General features: G+C 68.9%; 15 protein-coding genes. 2 read left to right on the forward strand and 13 right to left on the reverse strand.

What is annotated here, in order from left to right:
• Positions 1-8: 8 nt before the first annotated feature.
• The 12 genes from AC2YHJ_RS05295 to AC2YHJ_RS05350 all read right to left on the reverse strand — a co-directional run bounded on the left by AC2YHJ_RS05295 (position 9) and on the right by AC2YHJ_RS05350 (position 13,861).
• Positions 9-1,583, reverse strand: a complete 1,575-nt coding sequence (locus AC2YHJ_RS05295) for an ABC transporter substrate-binding protein (protein ID WP_487394452.1) — start codon at positions 1,581-1,583, stop codon at positions 9-11.
• 14 nt (positions 1,584-1,597) lie between these two features.
• Positions 1,598-2,677, reverse strand: a complete 1,080-nt coding sequence (locus tag AC2YHJ_RS05300) for an ABC transporter ATP-binding protein (RefSeq protein WP_487394453.1) — start codon at positions 2,675-2,677, stop codon at positions 1,598-1,600.
• Positions 2,678-2,680: 3 nt separating this feature from the next.
• Positions 2,681-3,448, reverse strand: coding sequence for an ABC transporter permease (locus tag AC2YHJ_RS05305; RefSeq protein WP_487394455.1), 768 nt, complete (start codon positions 3,446-3,448; stop codon positions 2,681-2,683).
• Positions 3,449-3,454: 6 nt separating this feature from the next.
• Entirely contained in the window at positions 3,455-4,282 is an 828-nt protein-coding gene (locus AC2YHJ_RS05310) for an ABC transporter permease (protein ID WP_487394457.1), read from the reverse strand.
• Positions 4,282-5,316, reverse strand: coding sequence for an ABC transporter substrate-binding protein (locus AC2YHJ_RS05315; protein WP_487394458.1), 1,035 nt, complete (start codon positions 5,314-5,316; stop codon positions 4,282-4,284). Before AC2YHJ_RS05315 ends, AC2YHJ_RS05310 begins: the two co-directional genes overlap by 1 nt.
• An 18-nt stretch (positions 5,317-5,334) precedes the next feature.
• Complete coding sequence (locus AC2YHJ_RS05320; protein ID WP_487394459.1) at positions 5,335-6,084, reverse strand: hypothetical protein; 750 nt, start codon at positions 6,082-6,084, stop codon at positions 5,335-5,337.
• Positions 6,081-7,802, reverse strand: coding sequence for a hypothetical protein (locus AC2YHJ_RS05325; RefSeq protein ID WP_487394461.1), 1,722 nt, complete (start codon positions 7,800-7,802; stop codon positions 6,081-6,083). Before AC2YHJ_RS05325 ends, AC2YHJ_RS05320 begins: the two co-directional genes overlap by 4 nt.
• On the reverse strand, positions 7,799-8,488 hold the full coding sequence (locus AC2YHJ_RS05330) for an IclR family transcriptional regulator (protein WP_487394463.1): 690 nt from the start codon (positions 8,486-8,488) through the stop codon (positions 7,799-7,801). The genes AC2YHJ_RS05325 and AC2YHJ_RS05330 overlap by 4 nt, the downstream gene beginning before the upstream one ends.
• Before the next feature lie 239 nt (positions 8,489-8,727).
• Complete coding sequence (locus AC2YHJ_RS05335) at positions 8,728-9,258, reverse strand: gamma carbonic anhydrase family protein (RefSeq protein WP_487394464.1); 531 nt, start codon at positions 9,256-9,258, stop codon at positions 8,728-8,730.
• Positions 9,259-9,344: 86 nt separating this feature from the next.
• A complete protein-coding gene (locus tag AC2YHJ_RS05340; RefSeq protein WP_487394465.1) occupies positions 9,345-10,946 on the reverse strand; it encodes a flavin-containing monooxygenase in 1,602 nt (533 codons plus the stop codon).
• Positions 10,947-10,953: 7 nt separating this feature from the next.
• On the reverse strand, positions 10,954-12,207 hold the full coding sequence (locus AC2YHJ_RS05345; RefSeq protein ID WP_487394466.1) for an aminopeptidase: 1,254 nt from the start codon (positions 12,205-12,207) through the stop codon (positions 10,954-10,956).
• Positions 12,197-13,861 carry a flavin-containing monooxygenase gene (locus tag AC2YHJ_RS05350; RefSeq protein ID WP_487394468.1) on the reverse strand — a complete coding sequence of 555 codons (1,665 nt, stop codon included), beginning with the start codon at positions 13,859-13,861 and terminating at the stop codon, positions 12,197-12,199. Before AC2YHJ_RS05350 ends, AC2YHJ_RS05345 begins: the two co-directional genes overlap by 11 nt.
• 178 nt (positions 13,862-14,039) lie before the next feature.
• On the opposite strand from AC2YHJ_RS05350, the gene AC2YHJ_RS05355 reads away from it, so the two are divergent.
• Both AC2YHJ_RS05355 and AC2YHJ_RS05360 read left to right on the forward strand, forming a co-directional pair.
• The gene (locus AC2YHJ_RS05355) at positions 14,040-14,882 is read left to right on the forward strand and encodes an amidohydrolase family protein (protein ID WP_487394470.1); all 843 of its coding nucleotides are present in this window, start codon (positions 14,040-14,042) and stop codon (positions 14,880-14,882) included.
• A gap of 22 nt (positions 14,883-14,904) precedes the next feature.
• Positions 14,905-15,699, forward strand: coding sequence for an SDR family NAD(P)-dependent oxidoreductase (locus AC2YHJ_RS05360; RefSeq protein WP_487394471.1), 795 nt, complete (start codon positions 14,905-14,907; stop codon positions 15,697-15,699).
• Positions 15,700-15,728: 29 nt separating this feature from the next.
• Here AC2YHJ_RS05360 and AC2YHJ_RS05365 read toward each other — a convergent pair whose 3' ends face one another.
• A complete protein-coding gene (locus AC2YHJ_RS05365; RefSeq protein WP_487394472.1) occupies positions 15,729-17,237 on the reverse strand; it encodes a helicase HerA domain-containing protein in 1,509 nt (502 codons plus the stop codon).
• Positions 17,238-17,288 lie beyond the last annotated feature (51 nt).

Below are 17,288 nucleotides of genomic sequence, written 5' to 3' on the forward strand. Positions count from 1 at the left end.
GTTCCTTCCTATTGCGCGGCGGGGACGGCGCGCATGGCGAGCGTCCCCTCGTCGAAACCCGGGGTGAAGGCGATGCCGCGGCGCGCGGCCCAGATCCAGGCGGCCGTGTAGAGCGGGATCAGCGCACCATCGCGCATCGCCGCCTCCATCGCCTGCTGCTGCAGCGCCTCACGCTGGCGGTCGTCGAAGGTGGCGGCCGCTGTCTCGATCAGCCGATCCACCTCGGCATTGGCGTAGCGGCCGCGGTTGAAGCCGCCATAGCCGCGCGATGGATCGACCGAATGCAGCGCCTGGCGCAGCACGATCAGGTTGTCGCCGTAGCTGCCCCAGCCGTTGAGCAACAGGGAGGCATTGAAGGCCGTCATGCGCGTCATGAAGACGGTCTGCGGTTCCGCCTCGGCCGAGGCCTCCACGCCGATGCGCGTGAGCATCTGCGCCGCCGCGAGGCAGGTCTGCCGGTCATTGACGTAGCGGCCGTTGGAACAATGCAGGACCAGCCGGAAACCCTGCGGATAGCCGGCCTCGGCGAGCAGGCGGCGCGCCGCGGCGGGATCGTAGGTGGTCACCGGCAGGCCCGGAGCCCAGCCGAACATGCCCTCTGGCGCAGCCTGGTTCGCAGGCGTGGCAAGCCCTTCCATCGCGCGTTCCGTCAGCGCCTGGCGGTTGATGGCGAGCGCCAGCGCTTGCCGCACCCGCACGTCGCGCAACGGATTCGGATTGAGCGGCTGTCCCTGGCGATCCGTGACGAAGGGCGAGACCTCCCGCGCCGTGTCGGGCACCAGGAACATCGTGCGGTTGCCGTCATGCTGGAAGATCGCGATACGGCCATCGCCGCGCAGGCGCGCGACGTCGTTCATCGGCACCTTGTCGATCAGGTCGACGGTGCCGCTCAGCAGCGCGGCGAGCCGCGCCGCGTCGTTCGCGATCGGACGGAAGGTGACGTTCGCCCAGGCCGGCTCCTGCCCCCAATAGGTCGGGTTGCGCGCGAGTTCCAACCGCTCGCCCGGCGTCCAGCGCGTCAGGCGATAGGGCCCGGTGCCGATCGCCGCGCGGCCCTGGTTGAAGTCGGCCGTCGTGGCCTCCCTCGCCGCCGTTGCGGAGACCATGCGCAGCCGCGAGACGTCGAGCAGCAATTGCGGATAAGGTGTCGATGTCTCCAGCCGCAGGCGGTGCGGCCCCATCACCGTCACCGCACTGATCGGCCGCGCATAGGGGGCATAGGTGCCGGCGCCATGGCGCACGGACTGCACCCGTGCCAGCGAGAAGGCGACGTCATCGGCGGTGAAAGGTGTGCCGTCGGAGAAAGTGACGCCCTGGCGCAGATCGAATTCCCAGGCCGTCTCGCTGACCGCGCGCCAGGATACGGCGAGGTCAGGTTGGATGGTAAGTTTCGGATCCACCGCGACCAGCGTGTCGAAGACATGCTGGTGCAGCGCCGAGCTGGTGAAGGTCGGCGCCACATGCGGGTCCATCGAGGTCGCATCGGTCTGCAGCGCGACGTTGAGGTCCTGCGCACGCGCGATACTCGTGAGCAGCGCGATGCTCGCGGCGAGTGCCGCCAAGCCTGTGGTCCTGCCTGACATGTTGTGTCTTCCCCTCAGGCGGCCCGGGCCGCTTCCTGCGTAATAAGGTGCGCGGCCTCGGGCGCCCAGGCCATCGGCACGACGCTGCCCTGAGTGATGCCGAAGGCAGCACGGCCGGGAATGCGCGCGCGCAGCACGGCCCCGCCGGCGCGGCCGATCACCAGCGCGCTGTCGCCGAACTGCACCACTTCCTCGACGCTGAGCATCAGGCGGTTGGTGGCGCCGTCCTCAGCGGGGATAAGGACCTCCGGGCGCAGAAGCAGCAGCGTCTCGTCCCCAACGCCGGCAAGCCCCGGGGCAACGCGCACGCGGCCAAGGCCCTCGGCATCCAGCAGACCGGCGGCGGCATCGATCACGCGCGCCCGCAGCAGGTTGCTGTCCCCCACGAAGCGCGCGACGAATTCGGTGCGCGGCTGCTGGTAGACCTCCATCGGCGCGCCATTCTGGCGGATGCGGCCGCTCTCGAAGACGATGATGCGGTCGGACATCGCCATCGCCTCGGACTGGTCATGGGTGACGAAAATGGTCGTCACCCGCAGCGTGCGCTGGATGCGCTTGATCTCGAGCTGCATCTGCTCGCGCAGGTTCTTGTCCAGCGCCCCGAGCGGTTCGTCCAGCAGCAGCAGGGACGGATCGAAGACCAGCGCGCGGGCGAGTGCCACGCGCTGCTGCTGCCCGCCCGACAGCGCGCGCGGGTGCCGTGCGCCGAAATCAGCGAGTCCGACCAGGTCCAGCATCTCCTGCGCACGGCGCGCCGCCGTGGGTTTCGGGACGCTGCGCATCAGCAGTGGGAACATCACGTTCTGCAGCGCGGTGCGATGGGGGAACAGCGCGTAGTTCTGGAACACCACGCCGATACCGCGCTTGTGCGGTGGCACGCCATCCATCGCCGCGCCATCCACCGTGATGCTACCGCCATCGGCGGCCTCAAAGCCGGCGATGACCATTAGCGTCGTCGTCTTGCCGGAGCCGCTGGGGCCGAGGAAGGTGACGAACTCCCCCCGCTGCGCCGTCAGCGATACGCGATCGAGCGCAAGCGTCTTTCCATCATAGGACTTCGTCAGGTCGCGGATCTGGAGATGGGCGGCGTCCATGGTTCAGCCCCTTGGGCCCAAGGCAGCGCGGCGGCGCAGCATGGCGGCCAGCGCCAGCAGCAGCACCACGCCAAACAGAAGAGTGGAGACGACGGCGATGACCGGGTCGGCCTGCATGCGGATGCTGTCGAACATCCGCCGCGGCAGGGTCTCGCTGCCGCTGCCGGAGACGAAGATCGCGACCACCGTCTCGTCGAAGGATTGCACGAAGGCGAACAACGTCGCCGCCGCGAAGCCGGGCCAAAGCACCGGCACGGTCACATGCAGGAACACCTTCCAAGGCGGCGCACCGAGGCTCATCGCCGCGCGTTCCAGCGACCGGTCGAACCCCTTGAGGCTGGCCGAGAGCACCAGAAAGGCGACCGGCACTGACAGTGCAGTATGCGCCAGAACGACGCCGGCGAAGCTGTGCAGCAACCCGACATCGGACAGGAAGGCGTAGTAGCCGATCGCCATGACGATATGCGGCACCACCAGCGGCAGCATCAGCAGCAGGTTCACCGCGCCCTTGGCGCCGAAGCGATGGCGTACGACGGCGAAGGTCGCCGGCGTCACCAGCGCCATCGTCACCACTGCGACGGTCGTCGCGATCAGCAGGGAGTTGATGGTGGGCTGGATCCAGCGCGGATCACTGAAGAAGGCGGCATAGTAGCGCAGGCCCCAGGAGGGCGGCGGGAATTCCAGCGACGGCGCGTCGCTGAAGGAGATCGGCACCACGATCAGCAGCGGCGCGGCGACGAAGGCGGCAACGATCCAACCCAGGATGCGCATCACGCCTCAGCCCCAGAGCCGGTCGAGGCCGAAGCGGCGGTGATAGAGGCCAAGCACCAGCATCGTGCTGGCGAGCAGCACGACGGACAGCGCCGATGCCTCCCCGAAGGCGAGGAACTCCTCGACCTGATGCCCGATCACGCCGGCCAGCATCTGTTGCCGCGGGCTGCCGAGCAGCACCGGCGTGACGTAGAAGCCAAGGCACAGGACGAAGACCAGCGTCAACCCGTTCACCACGCCCGGTGCCACCAGCGGCAGCGTCACATGACGGAACACCGACCATGGCGCCGCACCCAGGCTCGCCGCCGATTTCTGCAACGCCGGATCGATCCGCCGCAGCGCCGCATAGAGGCTCAGCACCATGTAGGGGATCAGGATGTGCACCATCGCGACCGTGGCGCTGAAGCGCGTGAACAGCAGTTGCGGCGGTTCTCCAGGCAGGACCAGCCGCAGCAGCCAGGCGATCGGCCCCGCAGTGCCAAGGATGACCATCCAGGCATAGGTGCGCACCAGGAAGCTGGTCCAGAAGGACATGGTGACCAGCACCATCAGCAGGGCCGCGGTGCGCGGGCTTGCCTCCGCCATCGCCTGCGCCAGCGGGAAGCCGAGCAGCAGGCAGCAGGCGGCGACGAGCAGTGCCGTCAGGAAAGTGTCCGCCAGCACACGCAGGAAGAAGCTGTCCGTCACGATGGCGGCGAAGTGGCCGAGACCGGGTTCAGGATCGGTCACGCTCATCAGCAGCACCTGGCCCAGCGGGGCCAGGAAGAAGGCCGCGAGGAAGACCAGCAGCGGCAGCAGCATCAGCCAGGGCCGCATGGTGGCCTTCGCAGTCATCAGGCGCCGACCCAGCGTTCGAAGCGCTGCGTCACCTGCGCGACGTCGCCGCCGAAATTGACGATGTCCTGTTCGAACACCTTGTCGCGGTTCTGCGGCGAGGTCGGCATGCGCAGCGCGTCGGTCTCGCTGATGAAGTCGAAGGCACGGGGGTTGAGCGGACCGTAGCCCGCCTCGACGCAGAAGCCGGCGAGGCGGCGCGGTTCGACCGCAGCCTCAACGAAGCGTCGCGCGAGGTCGCGGCGCGGCGTGCCGCGCGCCACCACCCAGTAGGCGCGATCGACCTCGCCATCCTGCCAGGTCATGCGCACCGGCTTGTTGTCGTCGATCAGTTCCAGCACGCGGCCGTGCCAGATGGCGATCATGTCCACCTCGCCATCGCGCAGCAGCTGGGCGGATTGCTGGCCCTGCGTCCACCACACGCGCAGCGACGGCTTGATGCGGTCGAGCGCACCAAACGCACGGTCAATATTCATCGGATAGAGCCGGTCGCGCGGCACACCATCCCCCAGCAGCGCGATGGGCAGCACGCGGGCGGCATAGCGCTGCATGCAGCGCGTGCCGGGGAAACGCTGCAGGTTCCAGAAATCCTGCCAATTCACCGGCGCATCGCCATACTTCTCGGCGCGCCAGGCGAGCACGGTGGCGAAGGCGTGGCTCGCGACACCGTTCTGGAACGCCGCACCGTCATAGAGCGACAGCCCATCCAGCCCATCGAGCAGCCGCGCCTGCTGTGCGCGGACCAGTTCTGCGAGGCCGAGCGTGGTAACGTCGAATTCATAGGCACCGCTGCGCACCTGCGCCGCGAGCTTGGCGAAGGAGACGGGGGAGACCGGGCGGATCTCGATGCCGGTGTCGCGGGTGAACGGTTCGAACAAATGCTTCGCCGCGGCACGTTCCCAGGGTCCGCCCCAGGTGTTGACGAACAGCGTCTCGGCCGCGCGCAGCCGCCGGAAGGGTGGCGCGGCAAGCGCGGCGACGGTGCCGAGCGCAAGCGCGCCGCGTCGCGTGAGAGGGGTCCCGGTCCTCGTCATATGCGCCTCCGTTCCTTGCTATGCGCCGCGGGTCAGCAGCGAGAAATCGGTGTCGTCGTCATTGTCCTTGCGGCCGACCACCGTGCCGTCCGGCAGCACGATCACCGGGCCGGCATGGCGGCGGGATTCGACGCTGTCCGGTGCGAGCGCAGTGTTCGAAAGATGATGCGCGCGCCACCAGAGATCCGAAGGCACGGTGAGGCCCTCCCGCAAGGCGCGGGCCAGCAGCGGTTCTTCCGCGCTGCCGGCCGGCAGAGGCGCGGCGAAGATCGTCGCGGTCGCGCGAGCGCCGCGTAGCAGGCCCGGTGCGCTACGCTCGGCACAAGGGGCGGCGATGGCCGCCTGCCCCACCGCGGCAAAGACGAGCATGCCCTGGCGCCGCCCGAGCGCGGCGGCCACCAGCAATTCCTCGGGGTCCTCGATGTGGCTGACGGTGACGACGCCGCTGCCATGGCGTGCCACCGCCTCCCCCGCCAGGTCGAGCAGCGAGGGCAGCACTACCCATGCATGCTGCCCGCCGCCATCCACAGCGAAGCGGCCGGGTTCCGGTTCCTCGATGCGCAGCGCGGTCGGTGCCGCCGCCTTCAGGGCGTCAAGCCGGTCCATCAGCAGCGCGATGCCCCCGAATCCCGCGATGGCGGAATGGAAGGCCACGTCGCGCACGGCGGGGACCAGCCCGGCCGGCAGCGAGGTCAGCAGCAGCAGCCGTTCGGCGACCAGGCGGATCTCGCGCGGCAGTAGCACCACGCTCGCCTCGGCCGCGCTCATGCCACGGGCTCCTCGGGGTAGAACCAGGGTTGCGACACGCCGGCGGCGAGGTCGGCGGCGGTCGGCGCGCCATGCAGCAACACGCCGCGCAGGTTGCGGCCGAGGAAGTCGCGCGTCTTGTCCACGCCATGGATCGCCGCGTTCAGCAGCCTCACGATCCGGGCCGGGACGAAATCCGCATCCATGATGTTGGCGTGCGGCGCGTGGTAGCCGAGGCCGCGCAGCCCCTGCACCCGCGCCACCATCTGGCGGAGGTCCGGTCGGTCCACCAGCAGCCGCGACACCGGCTGGTCCGCCGGGCGCGCGGCCAGCGCGGCATCGAGCGCCTGGATCAGGCCCGGCAGGTCGAGGCCGAGATTATGCGTGCCCTCCGGCAGTTCATCGACCGGGCCGCGACGCGGCTCCTCGGCGGTGGCCGATTTGTACCAGGCGTAGCGGCGCGCGCCCGGCGCCGTCAGGTCGATCGCGAAGGCCCAGCCATGGTCGGCCTTCAGCAGCGCGCGCAGCGTGCCGCAGCCCATGGCGGGATCGACGGAGAGTTCCTCGCTGACGATCAGGTCGCCGGCGAGGCGGTCCGCTTCCTCCGGCACCAGGTCGAGCATCAGGGAGAGCAGCGTCTCGATCGTCTCGGGATGCATCTGCCCCTCGTAGCCGTCGGCCAGGGCGGCGAGCGGCCAGGCCTCACTGCGGCCCTGCACCAGGCCGGTGTCGTGCAGCGAGGTCAGCGCTTCGGCCACCTCACCGAGTTCACGGCCCACCAGGGCCGATTCCGCAAAGCCTTCGTAGTGCATGCGGTCCTGGGCACGGAAACGCGCGGCACGCAGCACGGCATCGCGCAGCGACAGGATGCGCGCATCGCCCGCGCGCAACGGCAAGGCCTTGGCGAGCGCGATCGCTTCCTCTCGCGCCGCGATCCAGGCATGGATCAGCCGCGGGTGGTTGTTCACGAAGAACATCAGCCCGAGCGCCGAACCATTGCCGACACCAAGGAAGCGCCGGATCGTCGGTGACAGCGCCACGGCGCGGCCGGGCGCGCGATGCCGGGCGAGGCATTCCACCAAATCGGCGGCGAATTCGCGCATCAGCACCGCGGTCAGCATCTGCGCCGCCAGCGCGCCGCGCAGCGGATGATCCGCTTCGAGCGCCAGGAAGGACCGCGTGCCGAAGGTGCCGTTGCCGTCCAGCCCAGTGTTGCGCATCAGGTAGCAGGCGCTGGCGAGCGTCGCGATATCCGGCTGATGGCCCTCGGCGAGGGCTGCGACAGTCGTCTCGAAGGCGCGCATGCTGCGGTTGGACCGGCACCAGACCAGCGCGCCGGGCGTGGCGCGGCCCTGGTAGAGCTTCGGCAACTCGGTGCGCGTCGCCTCGATCGCCGCCTCGTCCGGCGCGCCTTCGATCAGTGCGCCCTGCATGTCCCAGGCGCGGCCGATGATGCGCCCGGTGCGGCCGGTACGCTGCGGCGACACCGAGAAGGCGCAGAAGGTGAAGGACCGGCCCGGCGTGATGATCTCATAGACCGCGGTGCCGCGCGCCTCGGCATCAACGTCGAAACGACGCATCTCGATCCGCCAATGCTCGCGCAGCGCCTTCAGCACCAGGGCACGGGACAGGCTCAGCCGGCTCGGCTGCATGGCGCCCAGGCGCTCGGGGCGCATGACGAATTCCGGCGGGCGCGGGCGCGGCGCCCCTTGCGTCGCAATGGCGAGAGACGTGCTCATCGGCCCTCCAGCATGGCGCTCAGGCGCAAGGCGGCAGCGCGGATCGGCGGGACACAGGCGGCCGCGTCGAAACGCTCGCTCGGCCCGACCACGGACAGGGCGGCGACGCAGCGGCCATCGGCGTCGAAGACCGGGACAGCAGCGGCGCGGATGCCCTGGATGCTGCGGCCCGAGGAAACGGCATGCCCCTCCTCCCGCACCCGCGCCAGGATGGAGGGGTCGGGCAGTTCGGCGTCGCTGTGGCGAAGTCGGTCGAGCAGCGACGCATCGGCAAAGGCCACAAGCACGCGACCCGAAGCGGATTCCGGCAGGGACATGGTCGCGCCGACGCGCATCTCGACGCGCAGCACGCCCTCCGGTTCCACGCGCTGGATGATGCAGGGCTCGGTGCCATCCAGCACGGCCAGCGAGGCAGACATATGCGTCTCCCCCACCAGCCCTTCGAGGATGCGCATGGCGCGGTCGCCGATGCCGGCCTGTTCGGCGGCGGCCTTGGCCAGCCGCGTGGCGCGCAGGGTCAGGCGATAGCGGCCATCGGGAAGCGATTCCACCCAACCGGCCTCAACCAGGGTGATGAGGCGCTGGTAAACGGTCGCGCGGCCCTCGCCGAGTTCGCGGGCCAGTTCAGCCGGCCGGGCGCTGTCACGGCGTGCCGCCAGGTGGTCGAGCAGAGCCAGCACCTTCATGGCCGATGCCAGAGGGCGCACCGGCGAACCGGCTGGCTGATGTATTCTATCAGAATACGTCGTATCCATCACGAATACATGCTGATCGGCCGCCGCGGTGCTGTCAATCCGGTTTGATCTGAATCAAAGACGAGTGCCGCGGACGGTCCGTGGCACGGGCTGCATGCGGCACAGCGTGGACGCGCAGCGCCGCGGCGCCGGCCATCAGGCCGGCGCCGTTCCACGCTGCATGCGGACGATCAGTCGATCCGTCGCAACCCGCCCGCGAAGCGGCGAGCATTGGCGACATAGTTTCGCGCCGAAGCGAGCAGCCCTTCCGCCGCCGACGGATCGAGGGCGCGAACCACCTTGGCGGGGCTGCCGACGATCAGCGAGAAATCCGGGAAGACCTTCCCTTCCGTGACCAGCGCATTGGCTCCGACGATGCAGTGCCGTCCGATCACGGCGCGGTTCAGGACCGTTGATCCCATGCCGATCAGCGACCCGTCGCCGACGGTGCAGCCATGCAGGATGGCACGGTGCCCAACCGTGACGTCGGCGCCCACCGTCAGCGGTGCGCCCGGGTCGGAATGCAGGACGGCACCTTCCTGGATGTTGGTGCGCGCACCGATCGTCATCGGCTCATTGTCCGCGCGCAGCACGGCGCCGAACCATACGCCGACATCCTCACCGAGCAGGATGCGACCGATGACATGCGCGTCAGGCGCGATCCATAGCCGGTCGGCCTCCGGCAGGGTCGGCATCAGGTCCCCGAGGGCATAGATCGGCATGGTGCGCGCTTCCTCATCCGTGGTGTCTCGCGCGCCATCCAGGCCCAGCTTGCCACTTCGCGCAACCCTTCGCTGGCGGCGTGCCGCTAGGTCAGCGCCAGTTCGCGATACCCGCTATCCGCGATCTCCTCGCATCGCGCACGGTAGTCCGGCGCGCTGCCGCTATACCGCGCGATGGTGCGGGCCTGCTTGCCCTCGACATTGCTGTTCACGCCGGTGAACCAGGAATCCACCTGGTTCGACAGCAGCCCTTCGCCGATCTCCATCACATGGTCCATCCAGGCGGCGACCGCGTCCGGCCTCGCCGCCACATGGGTCAGGTCGTGCTGCTGCATGTGCTGCAGCAGCCGCGTTACCCAATCCACATTGTATTCGATACTGCGGGGGATATTCCCCAGCGCCGTATGCGGGCCGAGCAGCATCAGCAGGTTGGGAAAGTCGCCATCCGCCAGCATGCCCACCAGCGTGCGTGCCCCGCCCGCCCAGGCTTCCTTTAGGCTGCGCCCGTCCCTGCCGCGGATGTCGATCCGGTCGAAGGACCCGGTCAGCGCGTCGAAGCCGGTGGCGAAGACGATGATGTCGAAGGCGTACTCGGCGTCGGAGGTGCGGATGCCGGTCGGCGTGATGCGCGCGATCGGCGTCGCCCTGATATCCACCAGCGTGACGTTGGGCTGGTTGTAGACCTCGTAGTAGCGCGTCTCGAGCGGCACGCGGCGGGTGCCAAAGCCGTGGTTCTTCGGAATCAGCTTCTCGGCAACGGTTTGATCCTTCACGCGGGCGCGGATCTTGCGCGCGATGAAGTCGGACACGATGGCATTCGCGGCCGGGTCGGTCAGCATGTCGCGGAACAGGCCGACCCAGATGCCGAAGCCGGGCTCGCCATACAGCTTCTCGAGGAAAACCTCTCGCTCCTCCGCGCTGACCTCGAAGGTTCCGCGCGGATCGGGCGTGTGCAGAAAACAGGAGAAGGTCTCCTCGCAGCGGCGGAAGATCTCCGGGTAGGACGCCTTGATCCGCGCCTGTTCCTCATCCGTGATCGGGCGGTTGTGCAGCGGCGCACACCAGTTTGGCGTGCGTTGGAACACGGTCAGGCTCGCGGCGGTCTTCGCCACTTCCTGGATGGTCTGCACGCCGGTCGCGCCCGTGCCGATGACCGCGACGCGCTTGCCGGTGAAATCCACCTTCTCATGCGGCCAGTGGTAGGTATGGAAAGACCGGCCCTGGAAACTGTCACGCCCTTCGATCCGCGGCAGCGTCGCCGCCGAGAGCGGACCGACCGCGGTGATCAGGAAGCGCGCAGTGTGGGTGCTGCCATCGTCGAGCGTCACCTCCCAATCCTGCGTCGCCTCGCGATACCGCGCGCTTGCGACACGGCTGCGGAACTGAATGTCGCGACGCAGGTCGAAGCGGTCCGCGACATGATTCAGGTAGCGCAGCGTCTCCGGCTGCGGGGCGAAATGCTCCGACCAGTTCCATTCCTGCAGCAATTCGGGGGAGAAGGAGAAGCCGTAGGAATAGCTCTCGGAATCGAAGCGCGCACCGGGGTAGCGGTTCCAATACCAGGTACCGCCGACGCCGGTGCCGGTCTCAAACACCCGCACGCGCATGCCAAGCTCGCGCAGGCGCAGCAGCTGGTACATGCCGGACATGCCGGCGCCGATGATGATGGCGTCGAAATCCTGGCTCATGGCTGTGTCACACCCACTCGCCGCGGCGCATCAGCGGCTCGGCGCGGCCATCGTCATACAGGCCGTCCACATCCGTCTCGGCCGAACCGATCATCCAATCCACATGGATCAGGCTGCGGTTCGCGCCGGCGGCGTCGAGTTCTGCATCCGACAGGTCGTCCCGCACGAAGCATTTGGAATAGGCCTGGCCGAGCGCGATGTGGCTCGCCGCGTTCTCGTCGAACAGGGTGTTGAAGAACAGCAGACCGGACTGCGAGATCGGATTGGAATGCGGCACCAGCGCAACCTCGCCCAGCCGCCGCGCGCCGTCATCGGTGCCAATCATGCGTTCCAGCACGGCAGCACCGCTGCTGGCGGAGCTCTCGACGATGCGCCCGCCCTCGAAGCGCACCGAGATGTCGCGGATCAATGTGCCCTGGTAGGATAGCGGCTTTGTCGCGCGCACCACACCATCGGTCATCGCGGCGTGCGGCGTGGTGAAGACCTCCTCGGTCGGGATGTTAGGGTTGCCGCTGATGCCGTTCTTGGCAGGGCTGGCGCCGCCCATCCACGCGTGGCCATCGGCCAGGCCGACGCGCAGGTCGGTGCCCGGCCCGCGGAAGCGCAGCGCGCGATACCGCTTCGCATTCAGCATGTCGCGCCGGCGCAGCAGTGCGGCGTTGTGGTCGCGCCAGGCAGCGACCGGGTCCGGCGCATCGACGCGGGATGCCTTGAAGATCGCATCCCACAGCTTCGCCAGCGCGACATCTGGCGCGTCATCGGGAAAGACCGTCGCCGCCCAGGCCGGCGTCGCCGATGCGACCAGCGTCCAGTTGATCGCCGAGGTGACGATCAGTTCCAGCGCCGGCTGATACGCCTTCGACCGCGCCCGATTGGCGCGCGCCACCTTCTCCGGATCTTCCTGCGCCAGCAGGGACGGATCATCGCCAACGACCGCAAGCCGCGCCGCGCCGCCGCGGAAGGCCGCGGCCATGCCGTCGAACAGCCAGCCCGGTGCGGTGTCGAAGCTCTCGTCGCGCGCGAAGCGATACCGCGCCAGCGCCGAGCGATCATCCGACAGCAGCGTCGTCACCAGCGACGCGCCGGCCTTGTAGGCCTGCTCGGTGATGCGGCGCGATAGATCGAGCGCCTCGACCGAAGCCGTCATCACCAGTTCCTGCCCCGGCGCGAGGTTCAGGCCGACGCGCACGGCGAGTTCAGCCAGGCGATCGAGCCGCGCCTCGAAGGTCAGCGCCGCGCCGGTGGCCACGTCATCGTTCATCGATCGTCTCCAAAGCCCCGCGCGCAGGCGCGCCGAGGACGAAACCGTCATAGCCGCGCGCTGCGACATCGGCGCAGATCGCGCGATAGCGCGCCATGCCGCCGGCATAGGGCATGAAGACCCGCGGCTTGCCCGGCACATTCGCGCCGAGATACCAGGAATGGCCGGCCTGCGGCAGCAGCGTCGCGTTCGCCGCGTCGTTCACATGCGCCACCCAGCGTTCGACGGCCTCGGGCGAGGGTTCGATCACCGGAATGCCCTGTTCGCGCAGATGCGCGATGCAGGCGGTGATCCATTCGACATGCTGTTCGATGGCGACGGGCATGTTGGTCAGCACCGAGGGGCTGCCCGGCCCGGTGATGGTGAACAGGTTCGGGAAGCCCGCCACCTGCAGGCCGAGATAGGTCTGCGGCCCGGCATGCCAGGCTTCCTTCAGCGCCAGCCCGTCGCGCCCGGTGATGTCCATGCGCAGCAGTGGCCCGGTCATGGCATCGAAGCCCGTGGCGAAGACGATGATGTCGAGCGGATGCTCGACGCCATCCTTCGTCAGGATGCCGCGAGGCGTGATGCGCTCGATCGGGCTCGCGCGCAGATCCACCAGCGAGACGTTGTCGCGGTTGAAGGCCTCGAAATAGCCGGTGTCGATCGGCGGGCGCTTGGTGGCGAAGGGATGGTCGATATTCGCCAGGATCGCCGCCGTCCCGGGGTCCTGCACCACCTTGCCGATCTGCGCGCGGAGGAAGTCGGCGGCGGTGTCGTTCGCCGCCTTGTCGGTCAACAGATCGCGGAAGGATGCGCGGAACTGCAGCCCACCCTTGTCCCAGGCAGCCTGGTAGATCGCCTCGCGCTCTTCCGGGCTGACATCGTGCGCGGAGCGATCCTGCATCAGGAAGGGGTGGCCATTGGCCGAGGCGTGCATCATCGAGCGGAGCTCGGCCGTGTGGGTTTTCGCCCAGGCCTTGAACTCCCCGGTCAGCGGGGCGTTGCGGGCCGGGATGGAGTAGTTGGCGGTGCGCTGGAAGACGGTCAGGTGCCCGGCCGTCTCGGCGATGGCAGGCGCGGCCTGGATGCCGGTGGACCCGGTGCCGATCATGCCGACGCGCTTGCCGCGGAAATCCACGCCTTCGTGCGGCCATTGGCCGGTGTGGAACCACCGCCCGTCGAAATTCTCGCGCCCCGGAATATTCGGCACATTCGCGGCCGAGAGACAGCCGACGGCGGTGATGAGATAGGTCGCGACGTAGCGCTCCCCGCTCTCGGTGCGCACATGCCAGCGATTGCCTGCTGCGTCGTATTCCGCGCCGGCGACGCGGGCGTTGAACCGAATGTCGCGACGCAGGTCGAAGCGATCCGCGACATGGTTGAGGTAGCGCATGATCTCGGCCTGGCCGGGATAGCGTTCCGACCATTCCCAGTCCTGCAGCAGCGCGTCGTCGAAATAGAAGGCGTAGGAATGGCTCTCGGAATCGCAGCGCGCGCCCGGATAGCGGTTCCAGTACCAGGTGCCCCCCACCCCATCGCCCGCTTCCAGGACCTGCACCGAAAGACCGAGCCGGTCGCGCAGGCAGAGCAGCTGGTACAGCCCGGCGAAGCCGGCGCCGATCACCACGGCATCGACGGTCTTCGCGGGTGACTGGTCCATGGCATCGGGCATGGCTGACACTTCCTTGTCTGCCCACGCCCCTGCCGCCGCCTGGACGGCCGGTCCTGTCGCGCGGGTGCTTCCCTTGGATCGGCCGAAGTTTCCCGCGACGGGCGCCACACCGCAAGCCGCCATGCCTTGATGCGCCGCGCGGGCCTGCGTAGCGTTCCAGGCATACGGGGGAAGCGCCATGCCGATCATCGACGTCCAGGTGCATGTCTATGAACGCGACCACCCCGGACGCCCCTGGGCCGGCGTGCTGCACGGCCCGCCGGAGGTGACCGGCGACGACATGGTGAAGGCGATGGACGAGGTCGGCGTCGATGGCGCCATCATCGTCTCGATCTATGCCATGTATCGCTTCGATGCCTCCTATGCGGTCAATGTGCGCCGCGCCCATCCCAGCCGCTTCGCCCTGGTCAAGCCGGTGGACACGAAGAACCCGGCGGTGGAGCAGGTGATCGCCGACTGGGCCAGGACCGAGGGCGCGGTCGGCATCCGCATCATGATGAACCAGGATGTATCGCCCGACCCGGCCGACCCGGCGGTGAACCGCGTGCTCGCGGCGGCCGGGCGGGCCGGGCTGCCGGTCAATCTTCTGTGTTGGGGGCGGCTCGACCAGGTGGCGGGCCTCGCGGCGCGGAACCCCGGCACGCGGCTGGTGATCGATCATCTCGGCCTGCAGCAGCCCTTCGAGCCGCCGGTGCCGGCCGAACCCTTCGCCGACCTGCCGAAGCTGTTGGCACTCGCCGCGCATGACAATGTCGCGGTGAAGATCAGCGGCGCAGGCACGCTGTCCCACAAGGGTTATCCCTTCCCCGATGTGTGGGACCCGCTGGCACGCATCTTCGACGCCTTCGGCTTCGATCGTTGCATGTGGGGCACCGACTGGACGCGCGCGACGGCCTTCCTGACCTACCGGCAGGGCGTGGATGCCTTCCGCATCACCGACCGTCTGACCGATGCGGAACGCACCGCGCTGATGGGCGGCACGCTGTCGAAGATCTATCGCTGGGCGCCAGGCGGGCGCTGACGCGCAACGGAGGAATGACACGGTGGATTTCACGAACAAGGTGGCGGTCGTCACCGGCGGCGGCAACGGCATCGGCCGCGCTGTGTGCCTCGGCTTCGCGGCGCGTGGCGCGAAGGTCGTGGTGGTCGATCGCGATGCGGATGGCGCGGCGGCGGTAGCCGCCGAGATCGGCAAGCAGGCCATCGCCGTCCCGGCGGATGTGACGAAGACGAAGGACGTGCAAGCCTATGTCGCCCGCGCGCTGGAGGCCTTCGGTCGCATCGACTGCTTCCACAACAATGCCGGCATCGAGGGCCGCGTCGCACCGACCGCCGAATACGACGAGGACATGTACGACGCCGTGATGGGCGTGAATGTGAAGGGCGTCTTCCTCGGCCTGCGCCACGTGCTGCCGGTGATGATCCGCCAGGGCGGCGGCACGGTGGTCAACACGGCCTCGACCGCCGGGCTGATCGGCACGCCGGGGATGCCGGCCTATGTCGCGTCCAAACATGCCGTGATCGGGCTGACCAAGGTGGCGGCCAGCGAGGTCGGGCCGCTCGGCGTGCGCGTGAACGCCGTCTGCCCGGGGCCGATCGCGACGCGCATGATCGCCGACATCGCCAAGCAGGTTTCGCCCAACAATCCGGACGGCGTGGAGGAACGCTACACCGCCGGCCTTCCCCTGCGCCGCTACGGCACGGCGGAGGAAGTCGCGAATGTGGTGATGTTCCTGTGCTCGGATCTCTCCGGCAACGTGACCGGCGCACAGTATGTGGTCGATGGCGGGCGCACCGCGGCGCCAACCGGTGGGGCGTCGCTGGGGCGGATGGAGTAGGCGATTGGAGGGGGCAAAGCCCACTCCGGTTACGCCGCGTCGGCCTCCGGCGCGTCCGGATCGCCGGGCGCCGTCTCCCAGCCCAGCCCAACCAATGCGACTGCACGCCGCCCGGCGCGCTCAGCCCGCAGCACGATCGCGCCGCGTTCCTCGAGCCAGCCGAGCAGCCGCCGCGCGCGGCCGAGGGACCGGCTGCCATAGGCGCGCGCGATGGTCGCATCGGATGGGCACGGTGCGCCGTCCAGCGCGGCGCGAGCGAGCAGCAGATAGACCCCCTGGGCATCCTCCGGCAGCGCATCGGCGCGTTCGACGGCGCGCGGCCAGTCGGTGCCCTCCATCGCCGCTTCGTCGATGCCGGCGAGCTTGGTGGCGAGCATCCGGCGGAAGGCGGGCAATTCCATCGGCGTGCCGGGGATCTCCTGGATCCGGCAGCGCACCAGGAAGTCCTGGTAGAGCAACGCCGCCGGACGGAAGGGCGCCTCCGGATCGGCCATGATCTGCCGCAGGATCGCGGCGAGGCGCCGGTCGCGCTCGGCGATTTCCTCCGCACTCGGCGGCACGGGCGGTTCGGCCGGCGCATCCGCTGCGGCGGGCGGGCGGTATTGTGCGAGTTGCTGCAGGATATCCGGCGCGGACGGGCGCGGTGCGCGGCGCTGGCGCGGCGGCAAGCCGGCTTCCGGTTCGGGTGCGTTCAGGATCAACTCGCGCGCCTGGTCCATCGCCGCCTGGTCGGGCGGCGGCACCAGCTTCGGGCCGGCGCTGCGCGTGGCCGTCTCGACGCCGCCGATGCGCACCGGAAGCGGACGGCGCGACATGGCGGGGCCGAGGGCAACGAAGGTGCCGCGCGGCAGGTCGCGGAACATCTCCGCCTGGCGGCGCTCCATGCCCAGCAGATCGGCCGCGCGCGCCATGTCGATGTCGAGGAAGGTGCGGCCCATCATGAAGTTGGACGCCTCGGCGGCGACGTTCTTTGCCAGCTTGGCCAAGCGCTGCGTCGCGATGACACCAGCCAGGCCCCGCTTCCGGCCGCGGCACATCAGGTTGGTCATCGCACCCAGGGCCAAGCGACGCGCTTCCTCCGACACTTCGGAGGCAGCGGCGGGGGCGAAAAGCTGCGCCTCGTCCACCACCACCATCACCGGGGACCAGGCATCGCGATCCGCGTCGAACAACCCGTTCAGGAAGGACCCGGCGCGACGGAGCTGATCGTCCACCTCTACGGATTCCAGGTTCAGCACGACGGAGACGCGGTGCCGGCGCACGATGTCGGCCGTGCGATACAGCGCAGCGTCGGAATGATCCGCCGCGTCGATCACCAGATGGCCGTGACGATCCGCGAGGGTGACGAAATCGCCCTCAGGATCGATCACCACCTGCTGCACCCAGGGGGCGGATTGTTCCAGCAACCGGCGCAGCAGATGCGACTTGCCGGACCCCGAATTGCCCTGCACCAGCAGGCGGGTGGAGAGCAGTTCCTCGAGGTCGATGCGCGCGGCCTCACCCGAGGTCGCCGAACCCATCTCGATGCCAACCGTCATCCAGCCACCCCTCGTCACCCGGGCGCGGAGTCGCCCGGGCCATGCAGGGGT

Source organism: Roseomonas sp. SRI_022 (assembly GCF_057586215.1).